Genomic DNA, 25,984 nt, shown 5'->3' with positions numbered 1-25,984 from the left:
GAGACGACCGGCGCGGGACGCTCTGCAGACGTCGTTAGAATGGATCAGTGACCGAAACCGTCGATGTCGTTCTGATCGGTGGGGGCATCATGTCCGCCACCTTGGGTACCCTCCTGCACGAACTGCAGCCGGATTGGAAGATCGTCGCGTTCGAGCGCCTCTCGCAGGTCGCGGAGGAGAGCTCGAACGCATGGAACAACGCCGGTACCGGTCACGCCGCCCTCTGCGAGCTGAACTACATGCCAGAGGGGCCCAACGGCCGGCTTGATCCGGCCAAGGCGGTGAGCATCAACGAGCAGTTCCAGGTGAGCCGCCAGTTCTGGTCGTCGCTGGTCGAGCGAGGGGTGCTCGACGAGCCGTCGACCTTCATCAACTCGACCCCGCACATGACGTTCGTGCGTGGCGAGCAGGATGTCGACTACCTTCGCCGCCGCTACGAGGTGCTCAAGGAGCAGCCGCTGTTCGCGGGCATCGAGTACAGCGAGGACTCCCGCGTGATCAACCAGTGGGCACCGCTGCTCATGGAGAAGCGGCGCGCCGGCGAGCCCTTCGCCGCGACGCGCGTGCCGTCCGGAACCGATGTCGATTTCGGCGCGCTCACCCGGCAGCTCTTCACGCACCTCTCCGAGGCGGGCGCACAGGTGCTCACCAACCACGAGGTGAGCAAGCTCCGCCGTCAGAAGGACGGCACGTGGCTGGTGACGTACAAGAACGCTCTCGGTCGCACTCCCGGCCGGATCAAGGCGCGCTTCGTCTTCGTCGGTGCCGGGGGCTGGGCGCTGAAGCTGCTGCAGGGCTCCGGTATCCCGGAGATCCGCGGCTACGGGTGCTTCCCGATCGGCGGCCAGTGGCTGAAGACGTCGAACCCCGCGGTCGTTGCCAAGCACAAGGCGAAGGTGTACTCCCAGGCCCCGGTCGGGGCCCCGCCGATGTCGGTGCCGCACCTGGACACCCGGGTGGTCGACGGCGAGACCAGCGTGCTGTTCGGCCCGTTCGCGACGTTCAGCCCGAAGTTCCTCAAGCAGGGCCACATGATGGACATCGTCACGCAGGTGCGCCCGCACAACCTGTTCAGCATGCTCAAGGTCGGCGCCACCAACCTCAGCCTGGTCAAGTACCTCGTCAGCGAGCTGCTGAAGAACCACGCCAAGAAGGTCGACACGCTGCGGGAGTTCATGCCGACCGCGAAGGACGAGGACTGGGAGCTGCTCAACGCCGGGCAGCGCGCACAGGTCATGAAGGGCGGCAAGCTGCAGTTCGGCACCGAGGTCGTCGCGGGCGCCGACGGGTCGATCGCCGGCCTTCTGGGTGCTTCCCCCGGTGCCTCCACGGCGGTCCCGGTGATGCTGGACGTGCTGTCGCGGTGTTTCCCTGACCGTTACCCGGAGTGGGAGCCGCAGCTGCGTGCCCTGATCCCGACCCTCGGCGACGCTCTGAACACCGACGAGAGTGCCGCGGAGGCCGCCATGGCCTCGACGGCGTCTGTGCTCGATCTCACGAAGTGACCACGCGCCGTGGCGAAGCTCTACTTCCGCTACGGGGCGATGAACTCGGGCAAGTCGACGGCGCTCCTGCAGGCCGCGTACAACTATGAGGAGCGCGGTCAGCATGTGCTGCTGGCCAAGCCCCGCATCGACACCAAGGGTGCCACGCAGATCGCCAGCCGGCTGGGGATGACCCGGGAGACCGACTTCCTGATCGATCACGACGACGACGCCCGCGTGTTGTTCGCCCGGGAGCGGACCCGGCTCCGCGACGATCGGACGGCGCTCTTCCCGCAGGAGGCCGTCGCGCCGACGGGAGCGCACGACGTCGCCTGTCTGCTGGTCGATGAGGCGCAGTTTCTCACCCCGGCCCAGGTCGATGATCTGTTCCGCATCGCCGTGCTCGACGGTATTCCGGTGCTGGCCTACGGCATCCGCAACGACTTCCTGACGAACGCCTTTCCCGGGTCCGCTCGGCTGCTCGCGATCGCGCACACGCTGGAAGAGCTCAAGACCATCTGCCGGTGCGGGCGCAAGGCGGTCTTCAACGGGCGTCTCATCGGCGAACGGTTCGTCTTCGACGGAGACCAGGTGGCGATCGATGGCGCGGGCGACGTGCTCCCGGTGACCTATGAGTCCCTGTGCGGCGCGTGCTACCTGCGGGAGTCCGGCGAGCGGCTCGGCTGAGGGAGCTCGCGCGCGGCGTTCTCAGCGCTTCGACGCCCGCGCGCTGCGCGCGTGCCGAATCACCAGGATTTTCCGGCCCGCGGGCCGGAAAATCCTGGTGATTCGGCCGACGGAGCGGAGCGAGGTCGGGGAGCCGGGGCGACCGCCCGGGCTCTCAGCGCAGCACGGTGCGCAGCAGGTCGTCCAGGCGGTCTGCGGTGTCTTCCCAGCCCTCGACCGCGATCGACGGCACCCCGATCGCCTTGACCGGGTAGTCGTTGCCGCCCTCGTCGAGGCGGTCGCCGTAGAACAGCATCTCGGTGAGCGGGATACCGGTGCGCGCAGAGAGCTCGCGCATGCCGTAGGCCTTGTCGATGCCGGCCATGGTGATGTCGATCGATGTTGACCCGCCGGAGCGCACCTCGAGGTTCGGCAGGAGGGGCGCGACCGCGTCGCGGAGCGCAGCGCGCTTGCTGCCGTCCGGGTCCCAGCCGTGCTTGGCCTCTCGCGGGGCGCGCTGGCCGAGGGCGGAGAAGGTGATCTGCGAGCCGCGGTCCTCGATGATGTCCCCCCAGGGCTCCGGCTCCCACAGCCCGAGGCGGCGCGCGGCGTCTTCGAGGGCGGTGATCGCGGTGCTCTTGTCCGCCGGGTCGAGATCGTGCGCGTAGATCAGCTGGAAGGCTGCCCCGTCATGGCGGAGGTAGCGGGTGCCGCACGTGGGCATCAGGTGGAAGCGGCCGAGCTGGGCGGGACCCGCTTCGCCGAGCGCGCCGATCACCTGGGTCTGGAACTGCGTCTCGTTGCCGCCTGAGATCACGGCCACATCGACGTGCTCGGTCAGCGCGAGCAGGAGCTCGGCGATGCGCTGGTCGATCCGGCCCTTGGACGGAGCGAGAGTGTCGTCGAGGTCGAAGGCGACCAGGCGTGGAGCAGTCATTCCGGTGTTCATCTCCATTTAGCTGAATACAGAGAAGAGGATCTGCCCCGCCGGGGCAGATCCTCTTCTCACATGTCGGGGTGACAGGATTTGAACCTGCGGCCTCTTCGTCCCGAACGAAGCGCGCTACCAAGCTGCGCCACACCCCGTGGCAACCGTTCTAGCTTACAGCATGGTGGCCGCCATGAACGACACCCGGCCCCTCTCCGGGCGTGGCGGTTGCGGTGGTCGGGCTACGCTATCGACCATGTGCGCCGTGCCGGAGATCGCGTCCGTGCTGGGTTTCGTCCGTGCGGACGCCGCCGCCGGTCGCCTGGATGACTGGGCCTCCTCCACGGTCATCGACGAGCACGTGCAGGGGCCGATCATCGATCGCGGCCTGTTCGACCTGCTCCATCGTGCGGCTGGATGGCCGGCGGCCTATCCGGTGGGCAATGCGGGGCTGCTCCATGTGTACGGCTACTGGTTCTCCGAGGTGCGCACGCCGTTCGGGCTCAAGCGCGATCGGTGGCAGGACGGCGAGCTCGCTACCGCGCTCGGCGAGCAGCCCGACGCATTCCGCCTCGACGGGCGCGACGGCACGACGCCGCTCGAGCGTGTGACGGCGGCGGTCCTGCCGGTGCTGCGTTCCCCCGGCGCGGGGGACCGTGTCGCGGATGTCGCCCTGGGGGAGCGGCGCGGCCGCGTCGTGCTGCACCGGGCTGCGGGAGCCGCGTGCGACGCGCTGCTGTACGGCATCGCCGACCCCGCCGGCGAGATGCGGGTGGTCACGGCCTTTCCGTTCCAGGGCGACACGGCGGCCCTTCTCGAGGAGTTCCGGCGGGAGCCGGTGTTGCGCTGGAATGCCGCTGACCCGGCGTAACCAGATGTTCACCGCGAAGTAGACAGTTCGTCCAAAAGTATCCGTACTCTCGGACGCATCGTCCAGATGCTCCGAGGGGAACGAATGACACCGACTATCGTGTTCGACTTCGACGGCACGCTCGCGCTCGGTCACGGGCCCGTGCGCGCCTATGCCCGATGCATCGCGAGCGAGCTCGGCGCAGAGCGGGGCACGGTGCTCCTGAACCGCGTCGACGCCGGTCTGGCTCTTCTCGACGCGGGGGAGGGTGCGCGGCGCGATGGCTATCACGTCGTCAGCGCACTCGCCGAGGAGGGCGGTGCCACTCCGGATCAGCTCGCCCGTGCATACGCCACCAGCCGTGCCCAGCTCGGCACGGCCGATGCGCCGGTCGCCCCGGTCGCCGGGCTCGGCGAGATCCTCGCGTCCCTGCAGCGCCGGGCACGCCTGATCCTGGCCACCAACGCCCCTGAGACCGGCGCGATCCGCGTGCTCGAGGAGTGGGGGGTGCGCGACCGCTTCGACGAGCGCCACTTCTCGATCGGCAAGCCGGCCGGTCTCGAGCGCCTCGTCCGCCGCCTCCGCGAGGACGGCCCCGTGCTCTCGATCGGCGACATCGCCGAGTTCGATCTTCTTCCGGCAGCGACCCTGGGCGCGGACACCGCCCTCGTGGGCGCCCGTCACGCCGTGAGCCCGGCCGCCGTCACGTTCCGCGGCCCCTCGATCGCGGAGATCCGTCCGGAGATCGAGGAGTGGGCGCGCGCCGCCGGGCGCTCGCCTGCCGACTCCTGACCCCTCCTCCCGCCGCTCCCCGTTCCTGCTTCCCGAACCAGCGCTCCGCGTCGCCGACCGGAGCCTCCACCGAAAGGCATCAGCCATGCGTCACACCCTTCTCGCCGCCAGCGCCCTCACCGTGCTCGCGCTCGGCCTCACCGGCTGCGCCGGCTCCGACGGAACCGAACCCTCCGAAGCACAGGGCACCGATGCCGCCGCGGCCTGGCCCGCGTCGATCACCGTCTCCCTCGTCCCCTCCGTCGAGGGGGAGGACCTCGCCGAGGCCCTCGACCCGCTCACCAGCTACCTCTCCGAGAACCTGGGCATCGAGGTGAACGGCGTGGTCGCCAACGACTACGCCGCCACCGTCGAGGCGCTCGGTGCCGATCAGGCGCAGGTCATCATCACCGACGCCGGGTCGCTGTACCACGCCATCGAGCAGTACGACGCGAAGCTCGTGCTGCGCGACGTGCGCTTCGGCGCCACCTCCTACGCCGCGGTCGCGTACACCAACAACCCGGACAAGTACTGCGACGACGCCCCGGCGATGAGTCGCTACGCCGCGAGCGACATCGAGCTGTCGTACTGCAACGGCATCGAGAAGGCGGGCGCGGAGGCCACCGGCCAGGGGCCCGCCGCCATCGAGGCGCTCGGAGACATCACGCCCGGCACCAAGGTCGCCCTGCAGGCCGCCACATCGCCGGCGGGCTACCAGTACCCGGTCGTGGCCATGCGCGATCTCGGCATCGACACCGACAAGGACATCTCCCAGGTGCCGGTCGAGGGCAACAACAACGCCGTCCTGGCGGTCTACAACGGCGACGCCGAGATCGGCTTCGGCTACTGGGACGCGCGCACCACGGTCGTCGCCGAGGCTCCCGACCTGGCCGAGAAGGTCGTCGCCTTCGCCTACACCGACATGATTCCCAACGGCGGCGTCGCGGTCTCGTCTTCGCTGCCGGCCGATCTCGTGGAGCAGCTCACGGCGCTCATGGACGGCTATGCGGACTCCTCGGAGGAGGCGAAGACCGTCATGTTCGACCTCGTGGGTCTGTCCGACTGGACCGCGGAGACCGACGAGGCCGAGATCACCCGCTACGGCGAGATCCTCGCCCTGTTCTCGAAGTGACCAGCGCCGTCGCCGGGGAGGACGCCCGTGTCCGTTGACAGCAGCGGCGGGGCGGCGGCCGGGCAGCACCCGGTCGCCGCCCCGTGGCGCATCGAGCTCGACCGGGTATCGGTCACCTATTCCAATGGCACCCGTGCGCTGCGCGAGGTGTCCCTGCAGGTCGAGGCGGGCGAGATGGTCTCGATCGTCGGACTCTCCGGTTCGGGGAAGTCCACGCTGATCCGCACGCTGAACGGTCTGGTGCGCGCCACGGAGGGGTCGGTCAGCGTCGGCCCGCACGCGGTGTCCGAGCTGCGCGGGCGCCGGCTGCGCGAGGCCAGGGGAGACATCGGCATGATCTTCCAGGGCTTCAACCTCGCCGAGCGCGCGAGTGTGTACCGGAACGTGCTCGTCGGACGTTTCGCGCACTCGCCGTCCTATCGCACGCTGCTGGGCATGCCGTCGGCGGAGGACCGCGAGATCGCCCTGCGTGCGCTGGACGCGGTGGGCATCCTCCCGAAGACCTGGGCGCGCGCGAGCGCGCTCTCCGGCGGGCAGAAGCAGCGTGTGGCGATCGCCAGGGCCCTCTCCCAGGAGCCCCGGGTCATGCTCGCGGACGAACCCGTCGCCAGCCTCGACCCGCCGACCGCGCACGCGGTCATGGCCGACCTTCGTCGGATCAACGCGGAGCGGGGCCTGACGGTGCTCGTCAACATCCACCTCATGGACCTGGCGCGCCAGTACACGACGCGGATGATCGGGCTGCGCGACGGTGCCGTCGTCTACGACGGACCGGCTGCGGAGGCCCGTGACGCCGACTTCGAGCAGATCTACGGGCGCCCGATCCAGCCCCGCGACCGGCTCGGCGACCCGCGGAGCCGCGGGGAGCGGTCCGGATGAGCGCCCCGGCGGCCACAGACATCGAAAGCCGCATCCCGCCCCGCCCGCGTCGCGGAGTCGGCACGGTGCTCGGCCTCGCAGCCGCGGTGCTGTTCACGATCGCCACCTGTCTGCCGGCGATCGGCGGAATCGAGCTGGACCTCGGCAGCCTCGTCCGCAACGCGGGCAACGGCGTGGCCAAGATCCTCCAGCTCCTGCAGCCGAACTTCGCGTTCCTGCCCCGCACGGTGGGTCCCATGCTCGAGACCCTGCAGATGGCGGTGGTGGGCGCTGCGCTCGCGGCGGTGTGCTCGGTTCCGCTGACGCTGTGGGCTGCGACCCCCACGAACCCGAATGCGGTCACCCGCCGCCTGGTGCGCACGCTGGTCAATGTGGTGCGGGCCGTGCCGGACCTGGTGTTCGCGATGGTCCTCGTCGCGATGCTCGGCGTGGGGGCGCTGCCCGGGGTCCTGACGCTGTTCTTCTTCAACATCGGCATCGTGGTGAAGCTGGTCTCCGAGGCCATCGATTCCGCCGACCACGGCTACATGGAGGCCGGCCGGGCCGCCGGCGGAACGCAGTTCCAGATCAACAGGGCCACCGCCCTGCCGCAGGTGTGGCCGCTCTTCATGAACCAGTGGCTCTACACCCTCGAGCTCAACGTGCGGATCTCCGCGATCCTCGGGATCGTCGGTGCCGGCGGCATCGGGCGCCTGCTCGACGAACGCCGCGGCTTCTACGCCTATTCGGACGTGTCCGTGATCATCCTCGAGATCCTCGTGGTGGTCGTGGTCATCGAGGCGATCTCGAACGCCCTGCGACGGAGGCTGGTATGAATCCCCTCGATGTCCCCGCCCGCCCGTCCCGATGGCGTGCCACGGCGTGGGCGCTGCTCGCCGCCGCGGTCATCCTCTTCGCCGCTGGCACCCTGCAGATCTCCTGGTCCGACCTGCCGTCGATGCCCGCGAAGGTGCTCGACTATCTGCGATTGATGTTCGGGCCGCCCAACTGGGAGAAGCTGCCCCGTGCGCTCTTCGAGACGTGGCGCTCGATCTCGATGGCCTGGGTCGGAGCGCTGATCTGCGTCGCGATCTCGATTCCGCTGGGCATGCTCGCCGCGCACGGCGTCGGCCCGCTGTGGCTGCGCACCGTGCTGCGCGGATTCTTCGCCGTCATCCGGGCGGTGCCAGAGGTCATCATCGCGCTGGTGCTCCTCACCGTCACCGGGCTCACTCCGCTGACCGGTGCGCTCGCCCTCGGTATCGCCGGGATCGGCACCCAGGGGAAGTGGGTCTACGAGACGGTCGAGTCGGTGCAGGACGGGGCGGCGGAGGCCGTCCGTGCGGCCGGCGGCACGACCGCCGAGGTGACCAGATGGGCCCTGTGGCCCGCGGCGGCGCCCGCCCTCCTCTCGTTCGCGCTGTACCGCTTTGAGATCAACATCCGCACGTCGGCCGTGCTCGGTCTGGTGGGCGCCGGCGGCATCGGAAGTATGCTGTCGAACTACGCGAACTACCGCCAGTGGGACACCGTCGGGATGCTGCTGATCGTGGTGGTCGCTGCGACGATGGTGATGGACGCGATCTCCGGAGCCATCCGGCGCCGCGTGATGGAGGGAGGGCGAGCACGTGTCGTGGGACGGTTCTCCTGAGGTCACGCCCGGCGTGCGCATCGCGGTCCTCCTGCCGTCCCTGCAGCGGGCGGAGCGGAAGGTCGCCGAGGCGATCCTCGCCGACCGGGAGGGGACGGTGGAGCTCACGGCTCAGGAGCTCGCCGACCAGGTCGGCGTGGGGCGTACATCGGTCATCCGGGCAGCGCAGACCTTCGGCTACGAGGGCTACCCGCAGCTGCGGGTGGCCCTGGTCCAGGAGCTGGCGCTCGAGGGGGCCACCGAGGCGGCGGGCAGCACGGAGGAGAGCGACGGCTCCATGCTCGGCACGATCCGTGCCAGAGTCGCCCGGTTCAGCGCGCGGCTCGGTCACACCGTCTCGGCGCTCACCCCGGAGGTGGTGGAGCGGTTCGTCCGTGCGCTCGACGAGGCCGACAGGGTGCTGGTGGTCGCGAACGGCCTCTCCTCGCCCCTGGCGCTGGATCTCGTGCTGCGGCTGAACGCGGCGGGCCGCCCCGCCGAGCACTTCATGGAGGGCATGGGGCAGCTGATCGCCGCCCGTCAGCTCGGCCCCGGCTCCGTCTGCATCGTGCTGTCCGGATCGGGGGCCAACCGGAGCTCCCTCGATGCGATGCGTGCGGCGAAGGCAGGCGGCGCGATGACGATCGCCGTGACATCGTTCGCGAACTCGCCGACCACGCGCACGGCCGATGCCGTGCTGGTAGTGCCGCCGATCAACGAGGGATTCCCGGACGAGCTCATCCATACGTCCAGGGCAGCGCTCATGCTCGTCATCGAGCAGCTCGTCGACGTCTTCATCGAAGCGCGCGGCGATCGGGGGCGGGAGGCCCGCGCCGCGGCGCTCTCGGTCCTGGCCGGTGCGCTGCAGGACTGAGCGCCGCGGGGTCAGTCGCGAACGGACGGGTGCGCTGTGAGGGTCAGCAGGGTCGCCTCCGGCAGGCATGCGAAGCGGACCGGGGCGTAGATCGAGGTCCCGCATCCGGCGCTCACGTTCAGCGGCACCCGGCGTCCGCCGTGCTCCCAGCTGCTCAGTCCCTTGGCCTGGGAGAGCGGGATGTCGCAGTTGGCCACGAGCGCACCGACGCCCGGCAGGCACACCTGTCCGCCATGCGTGTGGCCGGCGAAGACGGCATCCGCGCCGAGGTCGACGAACGTGTCCAGGACGCGGCGGTAGGGCGCGTGCGCGACGCCGATGCGCGGCGCGGCGGCATCGGTGCCGAGGGCGGCGATCTGCTCCGGCAGAGCGTCCAGCTCGTCCCACTCCCGGTGCGGGTCGTCGACGCCGAACAGGTCGACTCGGGTGCCGCCGATGTCCAGCGACGTCGCACGGTTGTTCAGATCCGTCCAGCCGAGGTCGTCGGTGAAGAACCGGTCCAGGGCCGCCACGTCGAGCGATGTCTCATCAGGGCGACGTCGCGACGGACCCAGGAAGTAGCGCAGCGGATTGCGCGGCGTCGGGGCGTACACGTCGTTCGAGCCGTGCACGAACACCCCCGGAACGCCGGCGAACGGCTCGAACGCGCGGCGGATGCCGGTCAGCCCGTCGACATGGCCCAGGTTGTCGCCGGTATTGACCACGAGGTCGGGACGCATCCAGGCCAGTGACGCGAGCCACTCCTGCTTGCGACGCTGCCACGGCGCCATATGTGCATCGGAGACGTGGAGCACCCGCAGCGGGGCGGCGCCGGGCGGAAGCGCCGCGACGGTCGCGGTGCGCAGCGTGAACAGGTTGCGCTCGACCGCGATGCCCCAGACGGCGGCGGCCGCGCCTGCGGCGGCCACCGCCCCCAGGGCGGCGGTTCTCGGCCGGGGTGCGCTCACGAGCTCAGCACTTCGGCGCCTTGAAGTTCACCGCGATCGCGGTGCCCTTGTTGGCCATGCCCTCGGGCGTCGTGCCGGTGGCGATCTTGTCGGTCAGCTTGGCGTCCACCGTGCAGGACCCCTCGCCGACCTTGCTGAAGCCGGCGGCACGGACCGCTGCGATCGCGTCGGCGAGCGGGAGGTTTGCGACCGAGGGGACGCTGGCACCCTTGCCGGTGCTCGGCGAGATGGTCACGACAGAGCCCGCCGGGGCACCGCCGGCGCCCGGGGACTGGACGCCGATCAGGCCGGCCGGCTGTTCGTTGTCGACGGCTGCGCCGACGGAAACCTGGAATCCGGCGTTCTCGAGCGTGCGCTGAGCGGCCGCGACGTCCATGCCCACCACGTTCGGCACGTCGGCGAGGATGACCTTGATCATCGAGTTGGGGACCTCGGGGAACGCGTTCCCGCCGTAGATGCTGTTCGCCACGCCCTGCACCCACGACGACATGCTGTAGCGCGCATCGATCAGGGCACCGTTGTAGTAGGTGTTGTAGATATCGGCGTTGCCGAGGGCGTTGCCCACCCAGACCGCGGTGGTGGCCTCGGTCGAGGACGTGATGAGCCACGACTGACGGTCCTGGTGCGTTCCGGTCTTGCCGATCAGCGGCACACCGTCATAGGGGTTGGCGCGCTGCGCGGTGCCGTTGTTCACGACGCCTTCCAGGGTGTAGGCCGCGCCCGCCGCAACCTCTGGCGAGATGACCGGGGTGCAGCTGGCCGCGGGAAGCGGGAGCTCCGTGCCGTCCGGGCCGATGATCTTGTCGATGGCGTGCGGTGTGCAGTAGACGCCCTTGTTCGCGACGGTGGCGTAGGCCGCTGCCATGTCGATCGGTGCGATCGCCTTGTCGCCCAGCACGTTGTAGGCGAAGTTCTCCTCTGTCACCGGCGTGCCGTTTCCGAGCTTGACGCCCATGCGCTCCGCGACCTTGTTGATGTCGCACAGGTCGAGGCGCTCTGCCATCGCGAAGTACCCGCTGTTGAGCGAGGAGGCGGTGAACTGAAGCGGAGTTCCCACGAACCCTCGCCCGCGGTCATCATTGCCGATGTCGGACGTGTCGATCGTCTGCCAGGTGTCGTGCTCCTCGCAGCGGAAGGTCATCGTGCGGTTGGTGCCGTTGATCGACTCGCGCAGGGAGTTGCCCTTCTCCAGCCAGTCGATGAGCGTGAACAGCTTGTAGGTCGACCCCACCTCGAAGCCGCCCGCCTGGCCGTGGTTCACGTCGGCGGCGTACACGAGGCTCGAGTAACCCGGTTTGTCGGCGAGGTCGGCGTCCTCGGTGAAGTTGGTGTTCTGGGCGATCGCCAGGATCCGGCCGGTGTGGGGCTGGATGACGGTGACGGCGCCGCCGACGTTCATGTCCTCGATGACGGCCGGAACGTACTCCCGCAGGGACAGCACCGCCGCCTCCTGCACCGTGAAGTCGAGGGTGGTGTACACGTCGAGCCCGCCGCGTCGCAGCGTCTCTTCGCGGTCCTCCGGGGTGGCGCCGAACGCGGGGTCGTTGAGGATGGTCTCTCGCACGTACTGACAGAAGTAGGCATTGGTGCCCGAGTAGGCGCAGCCGGTGGCCGGCTGGCTGATCGTGGGCGCCACGGGTTCCGCGATGGCCTGGTCGTACTGCTCCTGGGTGATCTTGCCGTCGGTCAGCATGCGGCCGATGACGTAGTCCCGCCGCTCGCGGGTCTCCTGGTAGCCGTCGGCCTCGCTGTTGATCCAGGTCTCGGTTTCGTCGTCGTAGATCGAGCCGTCTGGCTGGTCGAAGCGGAACGAGTTGGGCTCCTGCACCATGCCGGCGAGGGTCGCCGCCTGGGCGACGGTGAGGTTGGCGGCGGAGGTGCTGAAGTAGTACTGCGATGCGGCCTCGATGCCGTAGACGATGCCGCCGAAGTTGGCCAGGTTGAGGTAGCCGAGCAGGATGTCGTTCTTCGAGTAGTCCTTCTCGAGCTGCAGGGCGAAGCGCATCTCCTGCAGCTTGCGCGCGATGCCCTCGTTGTCATCGGAACGCGCCGCCTGCCACCAGCAGTCCTCGATGGCAGCGTGGTACTCCTCCGCGGCCTCGAAGTCGCCCGGACGAAGCTTCAGCTCGCACTGCTGGATCAGCACGTTCTTGACGTACTGCTGGGTGATGCTCGACCCACCGCGCCCCGAGGTGCTGCGGAGGTTGTCCAGAACCGCGCTCGCCGTCCCGGCGATGTCGATACCGCCGTGCTCGTAGAAGTGCTTGTCCTCGCTGGACACGATCGCGTCGAACATGGCCGGTGCCACCTGGTCCCAGGTCACCGGGATGCGGTTCTGGTCGTAGAACCGGGCCAGCTGCACGTTGGAACCGTTGGCCTGCGTCGCATAGATCGTGGTGGCCTCCATCGGCCGGTCGATCTTCAGGTAGGACGGCAGGTTGTCGAACAGGTCGATCGCGCGGGTCGTCGTCACGCCCGCGAGGGCGATGGCAGGGGTCAGCGTGGCAGCGACGAGAACGCCGGCCACGGTGCTGAGCCCGACGAGTCCGAGGAGACCAGCGAGCACGCCCCTGAACGTTCGGGTGGGTTGCGGCATACGCTTGATGCTAGGGGAGTTCCCTGTGTGGCTCCTTCACAGCATCCGCCGATTTCCGTGGCGGATGACGATTCGCGACGCGAGGAGAGTCATGACGAAGTGGGAGTACCTGACCACGCCGCTGGTGGTGCACAACACCGCAGCGATCCTGAACAACTGGGGCGCCCAAGGGTGGGAGCTCGTCCAGGTGGTGACCAACATGGAAGGTGGCCTGGTGGCCTACTTCAAGCGCCCGGTCGGTGCGGATGCCGCGGCGAATGCCGGGCTGGGAGCCGCCGCGCAGGCTGCGCGACAGTTCGAGGGGGGACAGGCATGACCCTCTCCGCGCGTCTGGCCGAGCTGGGCATCGAGCTGCCCCCGGTGGTCGCCCCGGTGGCGGCCTACATCCCCGCCACGGTGCACGGCGATGTCGTCTACACGTCCGGCCAGCTCCCCATGGTGGCCGGGGCGCTTCCCGAGACCGGCAAGGTGGGCGAGGGCGACGGTCTGGTCGCACCGGCGCGGGCCCAGGAGCTCGCGCGCATCTGCGCGCTCAACGCCATCGCCGCCGCGGCGGACGCGGCGGGCGGCGTCGACCGCCTCGTCGGTGTGCTGCGGGTCGGCGGGTTCGTGTCCTCCGTGCCGGAGTTCACCGGTCAGCCGGCGGTGATCAACGGAGCGAGCGAGGCGCTGGGGGAGATCTTCGGAGACGCCGGCAAGCATGTCCGTGCGGCCGTCGGTGTTCCGGTGCTGCCGCTGGACAGCCCGGTCGAGGTCGAGGTGGCCTTCCTGCTCGGCTGAGCGCAGGCTGCATGCAGATGCCGGAGGGGCCCCGCCAGCGCTGGCGGGGCCCCTCCGGCATCTGCGGCCGTGCGTGGCCGGAGCGGGGGTCTCAGCGCACCTGCGCCGAGATCACGCTCATCACCGCGGTGTCGGCGAGGGTCGTGGTGTCACCCACCTCGCGGCCCTCGGCGACGTCGCGCAGCAGCCGTCGCATGATCTTGCCGGAACGCGTCTTGGGCAGCTCGCCGACGATGTACACGTCGCGCGGACGGGCGATCGGGCCGATCTGCTCGCCCACCCACTGCCGCAGCTGCTGGGCGAGGCCCTCCGGGGTGTGCGCGGCGAGATAGCTCTCCTTGAGGATCACGAACGCCACGACGGCCTGGCCGGTCGTCTCGTCGTTCGCACCCACCACGGCGGCTTCGGCCGTCGCCTCGTGCGCCACGAGAGCCGACTCGATCTCGGCGGTCGACAACCGATGCCCTGAGACGTTCATCACGTCGTCGACGCGGCCCAGCAGCCACAGGTCGCCGTCGGCGTCGAGGCGCGCGCCGTCGCCCGCGAAGTAGAAGCCGCGATCGGCGAACTTCTCCCAGTAGGTCTCCACGAACCGCTCAGGGTCGCCCCAGATGCCGCGCAGCATGCTCGGCCAGGGGCGCGAGACCACCAGCAGTCCGCCGTTGCCGTTGCCCACCTTCTCGCCGGCCTCGTCGACGACGTCGATTCCCACGCCGGGAATCGGCACCTGCGCCGAGCCGGGCTTGGTCTCGGTGACCCCGGGCAGGGCGGAGACCATGATCGCGCCGGTCTCGGTCTGCCACCAGGTGTCCACGATCGGCGCGTTCTTGCCGCCGATGACCTTGCGGTACCACATCCACGCCTCGGGGTTGATGGGCTCTCCGACCGAGCCGAGGACGCGCACCGAGGACAGATCGAACTTCTTCGGCACCTTGCGCCCGACCTTCATGAAGGAACGGATCGCGGTGGGCGCGGTGTAGAAGATCGTCACCCCGTACTTCTCGATGATCTCCCACCAGCGGCCGGGATGCGGGGTGTCCGGCGTGCCCTCGTAGAGCACCTGCGTCGCGCCGTTGGCGAGGGGGGCGTAGGCCACATACGAGTGCCCGGTGATCCAGCCGATGTCGGCGGTGCACCAGTACACATCGGTCTCGGGATGCAGATCGAACACGTTGCGATGCGTGAACGACGCCTGCGTGAGGTATCCGCCCGACGTGTGCAGGATCCCCTTGGGCTTGCCGGTGGTCCCGGAGGTGTACAGGATGAACAGCGGGTTCTCCGCCGGGAACGGCTGGGCGGTGTGGTCCGCGGACGCCTGCGGCACCGTCTCGTGCCACCACAGGTCGCGACCGTCGACCCAGTCGACGTCGTTTCCGCCGCGGCGCACCACGAGCACGTGCTCGACGGTCTTCTGCGGGCCATCCCCGCGGTCGGCGAGGGCCTGGTCGACCGCGGGCTTGAGCGCCGACACCTTGCCCTTGCGGTAGCCGCCGTCGGCCGTGATGACCAGGCGGGCGCCGGCGTCGTCGATCCGTGAGCGCAGGCTGTCGGCGCTGAAGCCGCCGAAGACCACGGAGTGGATCGCGCCGACGCGCGCCACGGCCAGCATCGCGGCGATCGCCTCGGGGATCATCGGCAGGTAGATCGCCACCCGGTCGCCCTCGCCGATGCCCAGCTCGCCGAGCAGGTTCGCGAGCCGCTTGACCTCATCGGTCAGCTCTGCGTACGTGATCCGACGCTCATCGCCGGGTTCACCCTCCCAGAGGATCGCGACGCGATCACCGTTGCCGGCTTCGACATGACGGTCGAGGCAGTTGTAGGCCAGGTTGATTTCGCCGTCCGCGAACCACTTGGCGAACGGCGGGTTGGTCCAGTCGAGGACCTCGGTGAAGGGTGTGTGCCAGTGCAGCAGCTCGCGCGACTGCTCGGCCCAGAACCCCTCGGGGTCTGCGGCGGCGCGCTCATAGAGCTCGGGTTGTGCCACGGCCTGGGCAGCGAACTCGGGAGACGGGGCGAAACGACGCGTCTCGTGGAGAAGGTGATCGATCTGGCCGCTCATCGTTGAACGCGCTCCTTCGCGGTGGGGCTTGCGTGGTGTGCTCCCGCACGGGGACGGAAGCAAGCCCGAAAGAGCCGGCGGCGCTGTCGGGCATTCCCTCCTTCCTACCGCACTGCGCGGGCCGTTGGACCCCGGTTCTCCGGCACTCCCTCCTTTCGGGGGTACCGGGTGCGGGGACGATATCTGGTCCGCGGGCTTGGACATGCGGGTTCTATTGCATAGGCTAATGATCGGCCTTAGAGAGATCTCAGGCATCCCACGGTCAGCGGCCTTCGGTCGCGCGTGGACAGGGCCGCATCCCATTCCCCCCATGGGATGCGGCCCACCTTTTTCTCCGGCGCTCTTCCGTGGCGCACAGGCCGGTCTTCTGGCAGGTTCTCCACCGTCTCCGGAAGCGGGCGCAGCGGCCCGTTTCGGCCGCCCTAGCCTCGGCGCATGTCCTTCGATGCAGCGCTCGACCTCCCGCCGTCACGACCCTTCGTCGTCCGGCCGCGCTCCGGTTCCGCCACGGGCGAGAGCACCTCGGGGTCGCCCGACACCGCTGTGCTGGGGCCTCTGGCCGGCTATGCGGCCGATGAACGGGTCACCGATGTCTTCGTGACGGCTGGGCGGCTCTTCGTCGACCGAGGATCCGGTGTGGAGGAGGTCGCATCGTGGCGCGCATCGGAACGGGAGGCTCGCGATCTCGCCGTTGCGCTGATCGGTCGTGGCGGTCGCCACATCGACGATCAGAGTCCGTGCGTCGACGTGCGTCTCGCCGGAGGCATCCGCGTGCACGCCGTGCTCGCGCCGGTGGCCGCGCGCGGTACGGCGATCTCGATCCGGATTCCGCGGGTGCGCGCTGCGGACCTCGGCGAGCTGCACCGGCTCGGCGCGCTCGACGACGTCCAGCGGGACTGGCTCGTGCGGGCCGTCCGGATGAAGGCCAACCTGCTCGTGACCGGCGGCGCCGGCACGGGGAAGACCACCTTGCTCACGGCGATGCTGGCGCATGTTCCGCCCCACGAGCGCATCGTGACGATCGAAGACGTCGCAGAGCTGCGGCCCAGACACCCGCACCACGTCGGCCTCGAGACCCGTCAGCCCAACCTCGAGGGCGCGGGTGGGATCAGCCTGGCCAGACTCGTGCGGGAGTCGTTGCGGATGCGGCCCGATCGCCTGATCGTCGGTGAATGCCGCGGGGAGGAGGTGCGGGAGCTTCTCACCGCCCTCAACACCGGGCATGACGGCGGGGCGGGCACGCTGCACGCGAGCGGCATCGCCGATGTGCCGGCCCGGCTCGAAGCCCTCGGTGCACTCGCGGGAATGACCGCGGCGGCGCTCGCCCGCCAGGCCGTGAGTGCGTTCACCGGTGTGCTGCATCTCGTGCGCGACGGCCACGGGGTCCGGCGTGTCGCGCAGGCCGGGCGCCTGGTGCTCGTGGGTGATCGGCTCGGCATCGAGGAACGGGTCCCGTGGTGATCCGGCTGCGGGCCGCGACACGCCGGTCGGCGGAACCAGGGGACACCGCCGCCACGGTGCGCATGGTCGCGGTGCTGCTGCAGGCGTCCGCCTCTCCCGGGGCGGCCTGGCGTCTCCTCGCCGATGCCGGGGACCCGGTCGCCGCGCGGATCACGGGGCGCGCCGCTGCCACCGGCGATGTGATCGGCGCGATCGCCCGGGAGGGGCCGGACTGGGTCGACGTCGCGGCCGCCTGGGAGGTCGGGGCGACGGTGGGCGCACCGCTGGCCGACGTGCTCCGCTCCGTCGCCGAGGCCGTGCGTGACGCCGGAGAGGCCGCAGACGACGTGCGCATCGCGCTGGCAGAACCGGCCGGAACGGCGCGCCTGATGGCGGTGCTCCCGGTCGCCGGTCTCGGGCTGGGCGTCGCGCTCGGCTTCGACGCGCTCGGGGTGATCGTGACGACGCCCGCTGGCCTGGGGTGCGCGATCGGCGGTGTCGTGCTCATGGTCGCGGCGCGTGCGTGGACCGGTTCCCTGGTGCGTCGCGCCCGTCCGCTTCCGGGTGTGCCGGGCATGCACGCCGAACTGGTCGCGGCCGGGCTGACGGGCGGGGCATCGATCGATCGCGTGCTCGGCCTGGTGCGGGAAGCACCGGGCGGCGACACCCGCGATGAGGAGCCGGCCCGGCAGGCCATCGAGCTCTCGCGCTCGGCGGGGGTCCCCGCCGTCGACCTGCTGCGCGCGGCCGCGGCCCATGAGCGCCACCGGGCGCGGGTGGCGGGGCGGCTGCGCGCCGCCGACCTCGCGAACCGTCTGCTCCTCCCGCTCGCGGTGTGCACATTGCCGGCCTTCCTGCTGCTCGGTATCGCGCCGCTCGTCCTCGGCGTGCTGCGCAGCACGCCGCTGCCGTGGGGGTGATCCGCGGAGAGGTCACGGTGCGTGGCGCAGCAAGCCGGGAGACAGACCGGGCCGGAAAAGACCGGGGCGGAAGAGAAAGGAAGGAAAGAGATGAAGAAAGAGATGAAGAACAGGAACGAGAGCGCGGCGGCGGTCCCGCTGCCGCTGCTGACGCGGGCGAGGGCGACGCACCTGTTCTCGGATGAGCGCGGGGCGGCGACCGCTGAATACGCGATCACCACGATGGCAGCGGTGGCGTTCGCCGGCCTGCTGGTGGTGATCATGCGGTCGGACGAGGTGCGGGGGATCCTGACCGACCTCGTGCGGCGTGCGCTGACCGTCTCATGAACCGCGGGGGTGAGCGTGGCTCGGTCACGGCGGAGCTTGCGCTCGCCCTTCCCGCGGTCGTCGTCGTGCTGCTCCTGGGAACGGGCGCGCTCGCCGCGGCAGGGCAGCAGGTGATGCTGCAGGATGCTGCCGCCGACGCCGCGCGGCTGCTCGGGCGCGGCGAGCACGCCGCCGCCGCGGAAGGGACCGTGCGTGCGCAGGTCGCCGGGGCGGAGATGACGGTGCACCGCCGAGACGGTCTGGTGTGCGTGACCGCGTCGCGGGGCGTCGCGGTGGGGGCGCTCATCCGATTCTCGATCTCCGCGACGGGGTGCGCGCTGGACGGGGGCCGCTGATGGCGGGGACGGCGCTGGCCGCGGGCGTGCTGGTGGTCGCCGCATCGCTGGCCGTCGGCATCGCGTCGGCCGGGGGCGCTGCGGTGACTGCGCAACGGGCGGCGGCGGCCGCAGACGCGGCGGCACTGGCCGCCGCGGACACCATCTCGGGCGCGGTCGTCGGTACCGCCGGGACCGAACCGTGTGATGCAGCGGATCGCCTTGCCCTGGCGCACGGCGCTGTCGTGGAGTCGTGCGTGGTCGATGGGCTCGTTGCCACGGTATCGGTCTCGGCTCCCTTCCTCGGTGTCGCCGGGATGACCGCACGCGCCGCGGCCCGCGCGGGACCGCCGCCCTGAGTGCTGCGGCCGGCGGCGGGGCGGGCGCATGCTGAGACCGACACGTGCGATCGGTGTGTATGGTGTGCTTCGGAGAAAGGACCCTTTCGTGGCAGATGGCAAGAAGCTCGTGATCGTCGAGTCGCCGACGAAGATGCGCTCGATCCAGGGATACCTGGGAGACGACTACGAGGTGCTCAGCTCCGTCGGGCACATCCGCGACCTCGCGGACCGGCGAGACATTCCCGCTGAGCACAAGGAGGCCTACGGGAAGTACTCGATCGACATCGAGAACGACTTCGACCCCTATTACGTCGTCAGCGACGGAAAGTCGAAGACCGTGGCCGAGCTGCGCCGCGCATTGAAGTCCGCTTCGGAGGTCCTGCTCGCCACCGATGAAGACCGCGAGGGCGAGGCGATCGCCTGGCATCTGCTCGAGACGCTCAAACCGAAGGTGCCGGTTCGGCGGATGGTCTTCCACGAGATCACCAAGGACGCCATCCAGGCGGCGGCGCAGCAGACCAGAGATCTCGATCTCGCGCTCGTCGACGCGCAGGAGACCCGGCGTGTGCTCGACCGTCTCTACGGGTGGGACGTGTCGCCGGTGCTCTGGTACAAGGTGCGTACCGGTCTGTCTGCGGGGCGGGTGCAGTCCGCCGCGACCCGCATGATCGTCGAGCGTGAGCGTGAGCGCATGGCCTTCGTCTCCGCCGAGTACTGGGATGTGGAGGCCGCCGCCGCCGCGACCAGCGCTTTCCGGGTGCGTCTTGTCCGCGTCGACGGCGGCCAGCTCGCCCGCGGTACGGATTTCGACGACCGTGGGGCCCTGAAGAAGGCCGTCGTCGTGCTCGACGAGGCAGCGGCCACCGCGCTCGCCGCGGCAGTCGACACGGCCGGCACCGGCACGGTCACCAAGGTCGAGGCCAAGCCGGGAACCCGGAGCCCTTACGCCCCCTTCACGACGTCGACGATGCAGCAGGAGGCCGGCCGGAAGCTCTCGATGAGCGCGAAGCAGGCCATGGGCGTCGCGCAGCGTCTGTATGAAAAGGGCTACATCACCTATATGCGGACGGACTCGACCGCGCTGAGCGCCCAGGCGGTGCAGGCGGCGCGGTCGCAGGCGATCGCCCTCTACGGCGACGCCGCGGTTCCCCTCAAGCCCCGTGTCTACAAGTCCAAGAGCAAGAATGCCCAGGAGGCCCACGAGGCCATCCGTCCGTCCGGCGAGCAGTTCCGGACGCCGAAGTCGCTCGCGGGCGAACTCGATCGCGATGAACAGCGCCTGTACGACCTGATCTGGAAGCGCACCGTCGCGAGCCAGATGGCCGACGCCAAGTACGAGACCACCACGGTCACCGTGCTGGTCGACGCGGACGGCCGCGAAGCAGAGTTCACCGCATCAGGGACCGTCTACACCTTCCGCGGGTTCCTCGACGCCTATGAGGAGGGCCGCGACGAGAAGCGCAGCGACGCGGATGCCGCCGCCGAGCAGTCGCTGCCGCAGGTCGCGGTCGGTGATCGCGTGTCGATGTCGGACGCCGAGGCCAAGGGGCACCGGACGAGCCCGAAGCCGCGGTACACCGAGGCATCGCTCGTGAAGGCCCTCGAGGAGCACGGCATCGGCCGCCCGTCGACGTTCGCGAGCATCATCGGAACCGTGCTCGACCGCGGTTACGCCACCAAGCGCGGTCAGGCGCTTGTGCCGACGTGGCTCGCGTTCAGCGTGGTGCGCCTGCTCGAACAGCACTTCGCCGAGCTGATCGACTACGACTTCACCGCGGCGCTCGAGGACGACCTCGACGCCATCGCCCGCGGCGAGCAGAACCGTGCCGACTGGCTGCGCTCGTTCTACTTCGGCTCGGACGAGCATGTGGGGCTGCGGCAGATCGTCGACAACCTCGGTGAGATCGACGCACGTGCCCTCAACTCCACGCCCATCACCGATCGGGCGACCCTGAGGTTCGGCAAGTACGGCCCATACCTGGAGGTCGCCGACCCGGAGCACCCCGATGCCAAGCCCCGCATCGTGAACGTGCCCGAAGACCTCGCGCCGGACGAGTTGACCGCCCAGAAGGCCACGGAGCTCATCGAAGCACCCGTCGCGGGCGACCGCGTGCTCGGGGAGAACCCCGACAACGGCAAGGTCATCGTCGTCAAGGACGGCCGCTTCGGGCCCTACATCCAGGAGAACGACCCGGTCGACCCGGATGCCGCTGACGGCGCGACCGGCGAGATCGTCGAAGAGGCGCCGAAGAAGCGCGGAGCCAAGAAGGCCGCCGCGCCCAAGCCCCGCACCGCATCGCTGTTCCGTTCGATGTCGGTCGACACGATCGACCTCGATACGGCGCTGAAGCTGCTCAGCCTGCCCCGGATCGTCGGCGTCGACCCGGAGTCCGGCGACGACATCACCGCGCAGAACGGCCGGTTCGGCCCCTATCTGAAGAAGGGCGCGGACTCGCGCTCGCTCGAGAGCGAGCAGCAGATCTTCGACATCACCCTCGAACAGGCCCGGGAGATCTACGCGCAGCCGAAGTACGGTGCCCGGCGTGCTTCCAGTGCCCTGGCGGAGTTCGACGCCGACCCGGTGAGCGGCAAGCCGATCCGCATCCGCGATGGTCGGTTCGGCCCCTATGTGACCGACGGCGAGACGAACGTGACGATCCCGCGCGGCGAGAAGCCCGAGGACATCGACTTCGAGCGTGCCGTGCTGATGCTCGCGGACAAGCGCGCCAAGGGCCCGGCGCCCAAGCGCGGCAAGATGGCAGCCAAGGCGCCCGCCAAGAAGGCTCCGGCAAAGAAGGCGCCCGCCAAGACGGATGCCGAGAAGGCCGCTGCCCGCTCCGCTGCGGCGAAGAAGGCGGCCGCCACGCGGGCGGCCAACGCGGCGGCGAAGAAGAAGACCGCCTCGTGACCGCCGGTCCCGGCCTCTGGATCACCCTTGAGGGCGGTGACGGCGCGGGCAAGACGACGCAGGCCGAGCTGCTTGAGGAGTGGCTGGGTGCGCAGGGGCGCGCGGTCGTGCGCACCCGTGAACCGGGCGGCACCGAGGTCGGGCAGCTGATCCGTGAGATCGTGCTGCACCACCGCGGCCGGGTCGCTCCACGCGCGGAGGCACTGCTGTACGCCGCCGACCGTGCGCATCACATCGCCGAGGTCGTGCGTCCGGCGCTCGATCGCGGGGACGTCGTGATCCAGGATCGCTACCTCGACTCCTCGGTGGCGTATCAGGGTGCGGGGCGCGTCCTCGATCCGGCCGCTGTGCGTGATCTGTCCCTGTGGGCCACGGAAGGCGCGCTGCCCGATGTCACCGTGCTCCTCGATCTCTCACCCGCCGACGCCCGGGCGAGGATGGATGTGGCCGATCGCCCCTTCGACCGTCTCGAAGCGGAAGCGGCCGATTTCCACGCCCGCGTGCGCGCGGCGTTCCTGGCGCTCGCCGAGGCCGAGCCCGCGCGGTTCGTCGTGGTGGACGCCGCGCAGCCGCCCGACGCGGTGGCCGCGGAGATCCGCGCCGCGGTATCCGCGCGGCTGGGGTGACTGGCCGGAATGGCCCGTCGGGTGCCCGCGGCGGTCCGGGTGCCGCACTCAGGCAGAATAGCGGCCAGGCGCCCGGAAACCGGTTGTTCGGCGGCACGGTGCAGACTCTGCCTGAGTTGGGTCACCCGTCGGGCAGTGCTTCGGGTGGTGCCTCGGCGCGCTTTCCCAGACCGACGGGATGTCCGTGACCGCGGTTAGGCTGGAGGGCATGCCAGCTGTCGCCTCGTCTCCGATGACCGGGGCGCTCCCGTGGGGGGAGGTGCACGGGCAACCGGAGGCGGTCGCCACGCTGCAGGCCGCAGCATCCGACCCCGCATCTCTCGCCCATGCCTGGCTGATCACCGGCCCCCCGGGGTCCGGACGCTCGACCCTGGCCTATGCGTTCGCGGCGGCGCTCATCGCAGACGGGCCGCACGACGAAGCCACGATGCGGCAGGTGCTGGCCAGGACCCACCCCGATGTCACGGCGCTGCGCACCGAGAAGGTCATCATCACCATCGCCGAGGCGCGCGCGCTCGTGGAGCGGTCGTACTTCTCGCCGTCGGCCGGTCGCTACCGGGTTCTCGTGGTGGAAGACGCCGACCGGATGGTCGAGCGCACCTCGAACGTGCTGCTCAAGGCCCTGGAAGAGCCGCCGGAACGCACCGTGTGGATTCTGTGCGCGCCGAGCGAGGCCGACCTTCTCCCCACCATCCGCTCGCGCGTGCGTCCGCTCCGGTTGCGTGAGCCGGGCGTCGCAGACGTCGCGGCCCTCATCGTGCGTCGCACCGGCGCAGACCCGGCGATCGCCGAGCAGTCCGCCCGGCATGCCCAGCGACACATCGGCATGGCCCAGCGCCTCGCCGTGGACCCGGCCGCACGCGCGCGGCGCGACGACATGCTGCGTGCCGTCCTGGGCGTCCGCGGTGTCGGAGACGCCGTCACGGTGGCCGGCCGGATCGTGCAGGCCGCCACGGAGGACGCCAAGGCCTTCTCCGCCGAGCGCGATGCCGCGGAACGCGAGACGCTCCGCCAGACGATGGGGCTCGTCGAGGGGCAGGCGGTCCCGCCGGCATTGCGCGCGCAGCTGAGCGCGCTCGAGGACGAGCAGAAGCGCCGGGCCACCCGCAGCCTGCGTGACGGCATCGACCGGGTGCTCACCGATCTGCAGTCGTTGTTCCGCGACGTCGTGATGGCGCAGTTCGGCCGGAGCGATGATCTGATCAACCGGGAGCTGGCTGCGGACATCACCGCTCTCGCCGGCGCGTGGTCACCGGACCGCACGCTCGACGTGCTCGATCACCTCGCCGAGACCAGGGAGGCCCTGGAGCGCAACGTCGCGCCCATCCTGGCCCTGGAGAGTCTTCTGATCACCGTCTCCCGAGGGAGGAACACGTGAAGGATCGACGCGGCATCCGCCGTCTCATCACCATCGTCGCCGGAGCAGCTGCCGGCGTGCTGGCCCTGTCGGGGTGCCTGTACGCACAGATCCCGGACGCGGAAAGCTCGGCAGCGCCGGGCCCGGCACCCAGCATGGCACCGGATCTCACCGACGTGCCCGCGGATCTGCTGCCGTTCTACGGTCAGACCCTTGACTGGGAGCGCTGCGGCACGCAGGACTGCACCACGGTGACCGCCCCGCTGGATTGGGAGAACCCGGAGGCCGGCTCGATCGACATCGCGGTCGTGCGCAACCGGGCCACCGGGGAACGCCTGGGCTCACTGCTGGTGAACCCGGGAGGCCCCGGTGGGAGCGGGTATGACTTCATCGCGGACGCGGTGGACTACGCCGTCGGCGATGAGCTGATGCGCTCTTACGACGTGATCGGCTTCGACCCGCGGGGCGTCGGCCGTTCGACCGCGGTGACGTGCTTCGACGCCCCCGAGATGGACGCCTATCTGTACGACATTCCGGCGGCCCCGCGGGGAACCCCGGAATGGGAGGCGGAGCTGCTCGACGGGCACCGCGCGTTCGCCGAGGCGTGCGAGGCCAACAGCGGCGGCATCCTGCCCTACATCACCACGGTGAACTCCGCGCGCGATATGGACCTGATCCGTGCCGTCCTCGGCGATGAGAAGCTCAACTACCTCGGGTACTCCTACGGCACGTTCCTCGGGGCGACCTATGCCGAGCTCTACCCGCAGCGCACCGGGCACCTCGTGCTCGACGGGGCGATCGATCCCGCCATCCCTGGCCTCGACGTCGGAACGACGCAGGCGCTCGGCTTCGAGTCGGCGCTCCGCGCCTACATGGCGGACTGTCTGACCTCCTCCGACTGCCCGTTCCGGGGCACCGTCGATGAGGCCATGCGGGATCTCGGGGCTCTCCTGGCCAGCGTCGACGCTCAGCCGCTGCAGAACGGCGACGGGCGGATGCTGGGCGCCGACACGCTCATGACGGCGATCATCATGCCGTTGTACGGCGAGGACAACTGGTTCGCGCTCACCCAGGCCCTGTCCGGGGTGCTGCAGGGCGACCCGTCCGTGGCGTTCTTGCTCGCCGACATGTACAACGGCCGGGAGAACGGCGTCTACATCGACAACTCCTCTGAGGCGTTCCGCGCCTACAACTGCGTCGACTACCCGGTCGAGCACGACGCCGCTGCCGAGGATGCGGCGTTGCAGAAGATCCGTGAGGGTGCGCCGACGATCGCGCCGTACTGGGAGGGCCCGGACTCGTGCGAGGTGTGGCCGCACCCCGCCACCGGCAAGCGCGGTGAGATCCACGCGGCGGGTTCCGCGCCGATCCTCGTGATCGGCACCACCAACGACCCGGCGACCCCCTACGAGTGGTCGGTCTCGCTGGCCGACCAGCTCGAGAACGGCGTCCTCATCACCCGCGTGGGGGAGGGGCACACCGGTTTCAACAAGGGAAACGTCTGCGTCGACGATGCGGTGGAGGCCTTCTTCCGCGACGGGACCGTGCCCCAGGGCGATCTGCATTGCGAGTGATGCACACGCCCTGATCTCCGAGCCGGCGCGCGCGGATCCGCCGGCGTCGCTCTCTCCGCACAGCCCACCAGAAGCGCGTCGGATGGCGCGCACGCAGACGCACGCAGATGACCGTCAGGCTCGGTCCGGACATCCGGACCGAGCCTGACGGCGTGCGTCGACGTGTTTCAGCCGACCGGGTCGAGCTCCTGGTACGCCACGATCCACTTCGACTGTCTGGCGTGCACCCGGAAGCCGTCGATGCCGAACCAGGACACGGCACCGCCCTCGAGTCATCGCAGGAGCTGCGGCGGGCGCGGCGATTGCGTCATGGTGATCATCGTGCTTGCGTCGACGTCGGCGGCCCGCGTACCGCACGGGGGAGAGTATCGCGAATGCGATGGATCCGCAGCCGAGTGGCGCGGGTCGGACGACGGATCGACCGCTGCTTCCCGATTGGGGTTATAGGCAAGAAAGAGTGGATGGGATCTGGCTCTGGCCGCGGAATGACGCGGTGATTCGGGGATCGGTATGGTCAGCGACCCTTAGTCGTGGATCTTCCGTCGAACTCGGCGACCTGTCTGGTATGCGGATCACGGCTGGTGAAGAACGGCCGTCACCCC

The 25,984-nt window shown here is 69.9% G+C and carries 24 protein-coding genes and 1 tRNA gene; 20 read left to right on the top strand and 5 right to left on the bottom strand.

What is annotated here, in order from left to right:
• The first annotated feature begins 47 nt into the window (after nt 1-47).
• Together mqo and AC3RXY_RS00120 are read left to right on the top strand one after the other, a co-directional pair.
• Complete coding sequence (gene mqo, locus AC3RXY_RS00125) at nt 48-1,505, top strand: malate dehydrogenase (quinone) (RefSeq protein WP_491508851.1); 1,458 nt, start codon at nt 48-50, stop codon at nt 1,503-1,505.
• A 9-nt stretch (nt 1,506-1,514) separates the two neighbouring features.
• Nucleotides 1,515-2,171, top strand: coding sequence for a thymidine kinase (locus AC3RXY_RS00120; RefSeq protein WP_491508850.1), 657 nt, complete (start codon nt 1,515-1,517; stop codon nt 2,169-2,171).
• Nucleotides 2,172-2,325: 154 nt separating this feature from the next.
• Here the strand turns inward: AC3RXY_RS00120 and AC3RXY_RS00115 are convergent, their stop codons facing one another.
• Together AC3RXY_RS00115 and AC3RXY_RS00110 are read right to left on the bottom strand one after the other, a co-directional pair.
• A complete protein-coding gene (locus tag AC3RXY_RS00115) occupies nt 2,326-3,087 on the bottom strand; it encodes an HAD-IIB family hydrolase (RefSeq protein WP_491508849.1) in 762 nt (253 codons plus the stop codon).
• Nucleotides 3,088-3,162: 75 nt separating this feature from the next.
• A tRNA-Pro gene (locus AC3RXY_RS00110) sits at nt 3,163-3,236 on the bottom strand.
• A gap of 98 nt (nt 3,237-3,334) precedes the next feature.
• On the opposite strand from AC3RXY_RS00110, the gene AC3RXY_RS00105 reads away from it, so the two are divergent.
• The 7 genes from AC3RXY_RS00105 to AC3RXY_RS00075 all read left to right on the top strand — a co-directional run bounded on the left by AC3RXY_RS00105 (nt 3,335) and on the right by AC3RXY_RS00075 (nt 9,193).
• The gene (locus AC3RXY_RS00105) at nt 3,335-3,949 is read left to right on the top strand and encodes an amino acid deaminase (RefSeq protein ID WP_491508848.1); all 615 of its coding nucleotides are present in this window, start codon (nt 3,335-3,337) and stop codon (nt 3,947-3,949) included.
• Between the two features lie 84 nt (nt 3,950-4,033).
• Complete coding sequence (locus AC3RXY_RS00100; RefSeq protein ID WP_491508847.1) at nt 4,034-4,720, top strand: HAD family hydrolase; 687 nt, start codon at nt 4,034-4,036, stop codon at nt 4,718-4,720.
• An 85-nt stretch (nt 4,721-4,805) separates the two neighbouring features.
• Complete coding sequence (locus tag AC3RXY_RS00095; protein ID WP_491508846.1) at nt 4,806-5,831, top strand: phosphate/phosphite/phosphonate ABC transporter substrate-binding protein; 1,026 nt, start codon at nt 4,806-4,808, stop codon at nt 5,829-5,831.
• A gap of 27 nt (nt 5,832-5,858) precedes the next feature.
• Complete coding sequence (gene phnC, locus AC3RXY_RS00090) at nt 5,859-6,710, top strand: phosphonate ABC transporter ATP-binding protein (protein ID WP_491508845.1); 852 nt, start codon at nt 5,859-5,861, stop codon at nt 6,708-6,710.
• Nucleotides 6,707-7,525: a phosphonate ABC transporter, permease protein PhnE gene (gene phnE, locus AC3RXY_RS00085; RefSeq protein ID WP_491508844.1), complete on the top strand. Its 819-nt coding sequence runs from the start codon at nt 6,707-6,709 to the stop codon at nt 7,523-7,525. Before phnC ends, phnE (AC3RXY_RS00085) begins: the two co-directional genes overlap by 4 nt.
• Nucleotides 7,522-8,340: a phosphonate ABC transporter, permease protein PhnE gene (phnE, locus tag AC3RXY_RS00080; RefSeq protein ID WP_491508843.1), complete on the top strand. Its 819-nt coding sequence runs from the start codon at nt 7,522-7,524 to the stop codon at nt 8,338-8,340. The genes phnE (AC3RXY_RS00085) and phnE (AC3RXY_RS00080) overlap by 4 nt, the downstream gene beginning before the upstream one ends.
• Nucleotides 8,318-9,193, top strand: a complete 876-nt coding sequence (locus AC3RXY_RS00075; RefSeq protein ID WP_491508842.1) for a MurR/RpiR family transcriptional regulator — start codon at nt 8,318-8,320, stop codon at nt 9,191-9,193. The genes phnE (AC3RXY_RS00080) and AC3RXY_RS00075 overlap by 23 nt, the downstream gene beginning before the upstream one ends.
• An 11-nt stretch (nt 9,194-9,204) precedes the next feature.
• Here the strand turns inward: AC3RXY_RS00075 and AC3RXY_RS00070 are convergent, their stop codons facing one another.
• Nucleotides 9,205-10,140, bottom strand: coding sequence for a metallophosphoesterase (locus AC3RXY_RS00070; RefSeq protein WP_491508841.1), 936 nt, complete (start codon nt 10,138-10,140; stop codon nt 9,205-9,207).
• A 4-nt stretch (nt 10,141-10,144) separates the two neighbouring features.
• Nucleotides 10,145-12,736, bottom strand: coding sequence for a transglycosylase domain-containing protein (locus AC3RXY_RS00065; RefSeq protein WP_491508840.1), 2,592 nt, complete (start codon nt 12,734-12,736; stop codon nt 10,145-10,147).
• Nucleotides 12,737-12,827: 91 nt separating this feature from the next.
• Between AC3RXY_RS00065 and sp36 the strand changes: the two genes are divergently transcribed.
• Together sp36 and AC3RXY_RS00055 are read left to right on the top strand one after the other, a co-directional pair.
• Complete coding sequence (sp36, locus tag AC3RXY_RS00060; protein WP_491508839.1) at nt 12,828-13,052, top strand: Sp36 family protein; 225 nt, start codon at nt 12,828-12,830, stop codon at nt 13,050-13,052.
• Nucleotides 13,049-13,516 (top strand): RidA family protein, encoded by a 468-nt coding sequence (locus AC3RXY_RS00055; protein ID WP_491508838.1) that lies wholly within the window; start codon nt 13,049-13,051, stop codon nt 13,514-13,516. The genes sp36 and AC3RXY_RS00055 overlap by 4 nt, the downstream gene beginning before the upstream one ends.
• Nucleotides 13,517-13,607: 91 nt before the next feature.
• Here the strand turns inward: AC3RXY_RS00055 and acs are convergent, their stop codons facing one another.
• The gene (acs, locus tag AC3RXY_RS00050) at nt 13,608-15,575 is read right to left on the bottom strand and encodes an acetate--CoA ligase (protein ID WP_491508837.1); all 1,968 of its coding nucleotides are present in this window, start codon (nt 15,573-15,575) and stop codon (nt 13,608-13,610) included.
• 435 nt (nt 15,576-16,010) lie between these two features.
• Between acs and AC3RXY_RS00045 the strand changes: the two genes are divergently transcribed.
• From AC3RXY_RS00045 to AC3RXY_RS00005, 9 genes are all read left to right on the top strand, one after another.
• Nucleotides 16,011-17,036 carry a TadA family conjugal transfer-associated ATPase gene (locus tag AC3RXY_RS00045; RefSeq protein WP_491508836.1) on the top strand — a complete coding sequence of 342 codons (1,026 nt, stop codon included), beginning with the start codon at nt 16,011-16,013 and terminating at the stop codon, nt 17,034-17,036.
• Complete coding sequence (locus AC3RXY_RS00040) at nt 17,030-17,935, top strand: type II secretion system F family protein (protein ID WP_491508835.1); 906 nt, start codon at nt 17,030-17,032, stop codon at nt 17,933-17,935. The genes AC3RXY_RS00045 and AC3RXY_RS00040 overlap by 7 nt, the downstream gene beginning before the upstream one ends.
• Nucleotides 17,936-18,025: 90 nt before the next feature.
• Entirely contained in the window at nt 18,026-18,262 is a 237-nt protein-coding gene (locus AC3RXY_RS00035) for a DUF4244 domain-containing protein (protein WP_491508834.1), read from the top strand.
• Complete coding sequence (locus AC3RXY_RS00030) at nt 18,259-18,597, top strand: TadE family type IV pilus minor pilin (protein WP_491508833.1); 339 nt, start codon at nt 18,259-18,261, stop codon at nt 18,595-18,597. The genes AC3RXY_RS00035 and AC3RXY_RS00030 overlap by 4 nt, the downstream gene beginning before the upstream one ends.
• On the top strand, nt 18,597-18,935 hold the full coding sequence (locus AC3RXY_RS00025; protein WP_491508832.1) for a helicase: 339 nt from the start codon (nt 18,597-18,599) through the stop codon (nt 18,933-18,935). The genes AC3RXY_RS00030 and AC3RXY_RS00025 overlap by 1 nt, the downstream gene beginning before the upstream one ends.
• Nucleotides 18,936-19,023: 88 nt before the next feature.
• Nucleotides 19,024-21,825 (top strand): type I DNA topoisomerase, encoded by a 2,802-nt coding sequence (topA, locus tag AC3RXY_RS00020; RefSeq protein WP_491508831.1) that lies wholly within the window; start codon nt 19,024-19,026, stop codon nt 21,823-21,825.
• Nucleotides 21,822-22,451, top strand: a complete 630-nt coding sequence (tmk, locus tag AC3RXY_RS00015) for a dTMP kinase (protein ID WP_491508830.1) — start codon at nt 21,822-21,824, stop codon at nt 22,449-22,451. Before topA ends, tmk begins: the two co-directional genes overlap by 4 nt.
• A gap of 208 nt (nt 22,452-22,659) precedes the next feature.
• Nucleotides 22,660-23,829 (top strand): DNA polymerase III subunit delta', encoded by a 1,170-nt coding sequence (locus tag AC3RXY_RS00010; protein ID WP_491508829.1) that lies wholly within the window; start codon nt 22,660-22,662, stop codon nt 23,827-23,829.
• On the top strand, nt 23,826-25,382 hold the full coding sequence (locus AC3RXY_RS00005) for an alpha/beta hydrolase (protein WP_491508828.1): 1,557 nt from the start codon (nt 23,826-23,828) through the stop codon (nt 25,380-25,382). Before AC3RXY_RS00010 ends, AC3RXY_RS00005 begins: the two co-directional genes overlap by 4 nt.
• Nucleotides 25,383-25,984: the final 602 nt, after the last annotated feature.

This window comes from Microbacterium longlingense, assembly GCF_058349825.2.
The sequence above is the reverse complement of the archived record's forward strand: the minus strand, read 5'-3'. Positions and strand labels throughout refer to the sequence as shown.

Excerpts from the sequence above, each read along its gene's own strand:
- AC3RXY_RS00055 (WP_491508838.1), top strand. The coding sequence starts at position 13,049 with ATGACCCTCTCCGCGCGTCTGGCCGAGCTGGGCATCGAGCTGCCCCCG.
- AC3RXY_RS00065 (WP_491508840.1), bottom strand. The coding sequence starts at position 12,736 with ATGCCGCAACCCACCCGAACGTTCAGGGGCGTGCTCGCTGGTCTCCTC.
- AC3RXY_RS00100 (WP_491508847.1), top strand. The coding sequence starts at position 4,034 with ATGACACCGACTATCGTGTTCGACTTCGACGGCACGCTCGCGCTCGGT.
- phnE (WP_491508843.1), top strand. The coding sequence starts at position 7,522 with ATGAATCCCCTCGATGTCCCCGCCCGCCCGTCCCGATGGCGTGCCACG.
- phnE (WP_491508844.1), top strand. The coding sequence starts at position 6,707 with ATGAGCGCCCCGGCGGCCACAGACATCGAAAGCCGCATCCCGCCCCGC.
- AC3RXY_RS00045 (WP_491508836.1), top strand. The coding sequence starts at position 16,011 with ATGTCCTTCGATGCAGCGCTCGACCTCCCGCCGTCACGACCCTTCGTC.
- sp36 (WP_491508839.1), top strand. The coding sequence starts at position 12,828 with ATGACGAAGTGGGAGTACCTGACCACGCCGCTGGTGGTGCACAACACC.
- AC3RXY_RS00010 (WP_491508829.1), top strand. The coding sequence starts at position 22,660 with ATGCCAGCTGTCGCCTCGTCTCCGATGACCGGGGCGCTCCCGTGGGGG.
- AC3RXY_RS00095 (WP_491508846.1), top strand. The coding sequence starts at position 4,806 with ATGCGTCACACCCTTCTCGCCGCCAGCGCCCTCACCGTGCTCGCGCTC.
- AC3RXY_RS00115 (WP_491508849.1), bottom strand. The coding sequence starts at position 3,087 with ATGACTGCTCCACGCCTGGTCGCCTTCGACCTCGACGACACTCTCGCT.
- AC3RXY_RS00105 (WP_491508848.1), top strand. The coding sequence starts at position 3,335 with ATGTGCGCCGTGCCGGAGATCGCGTCCGTGCTGGGTTTCGTCCGTGCG.
- AC3RXY_RS00030 (WP_491508833.1), top strand. The coding sequence starts at position 18,259 with ATGAACCGCGGGGGTGAGCGTGGCTCGGTCACGGCGGAGCTTGCGCTC.
- AC3RXY_RS00035 (WP_491508834.1), top strand. The coding sequence starts at position 18,026 with ATGAAGAAAGAGATGAAGAACAGGAACGAGAGCGCGGCGGCGGTCCCG.
- acs (WP_491508837.1), bottom strand. The coding sequence starts at position 15,575 with ATGAGCGGCCAGATCGATCACCTTCTCCACGAGACGCGTCGTTTCGCC.
- AC3RXY_RS00025 (WP_491508832.1), top strand. The coding sequence starts at position 18,597 with ATGGCGGGGACGGCGCTGGCCGCGGGCGTGCTGGTGGTCGCCGCATCG.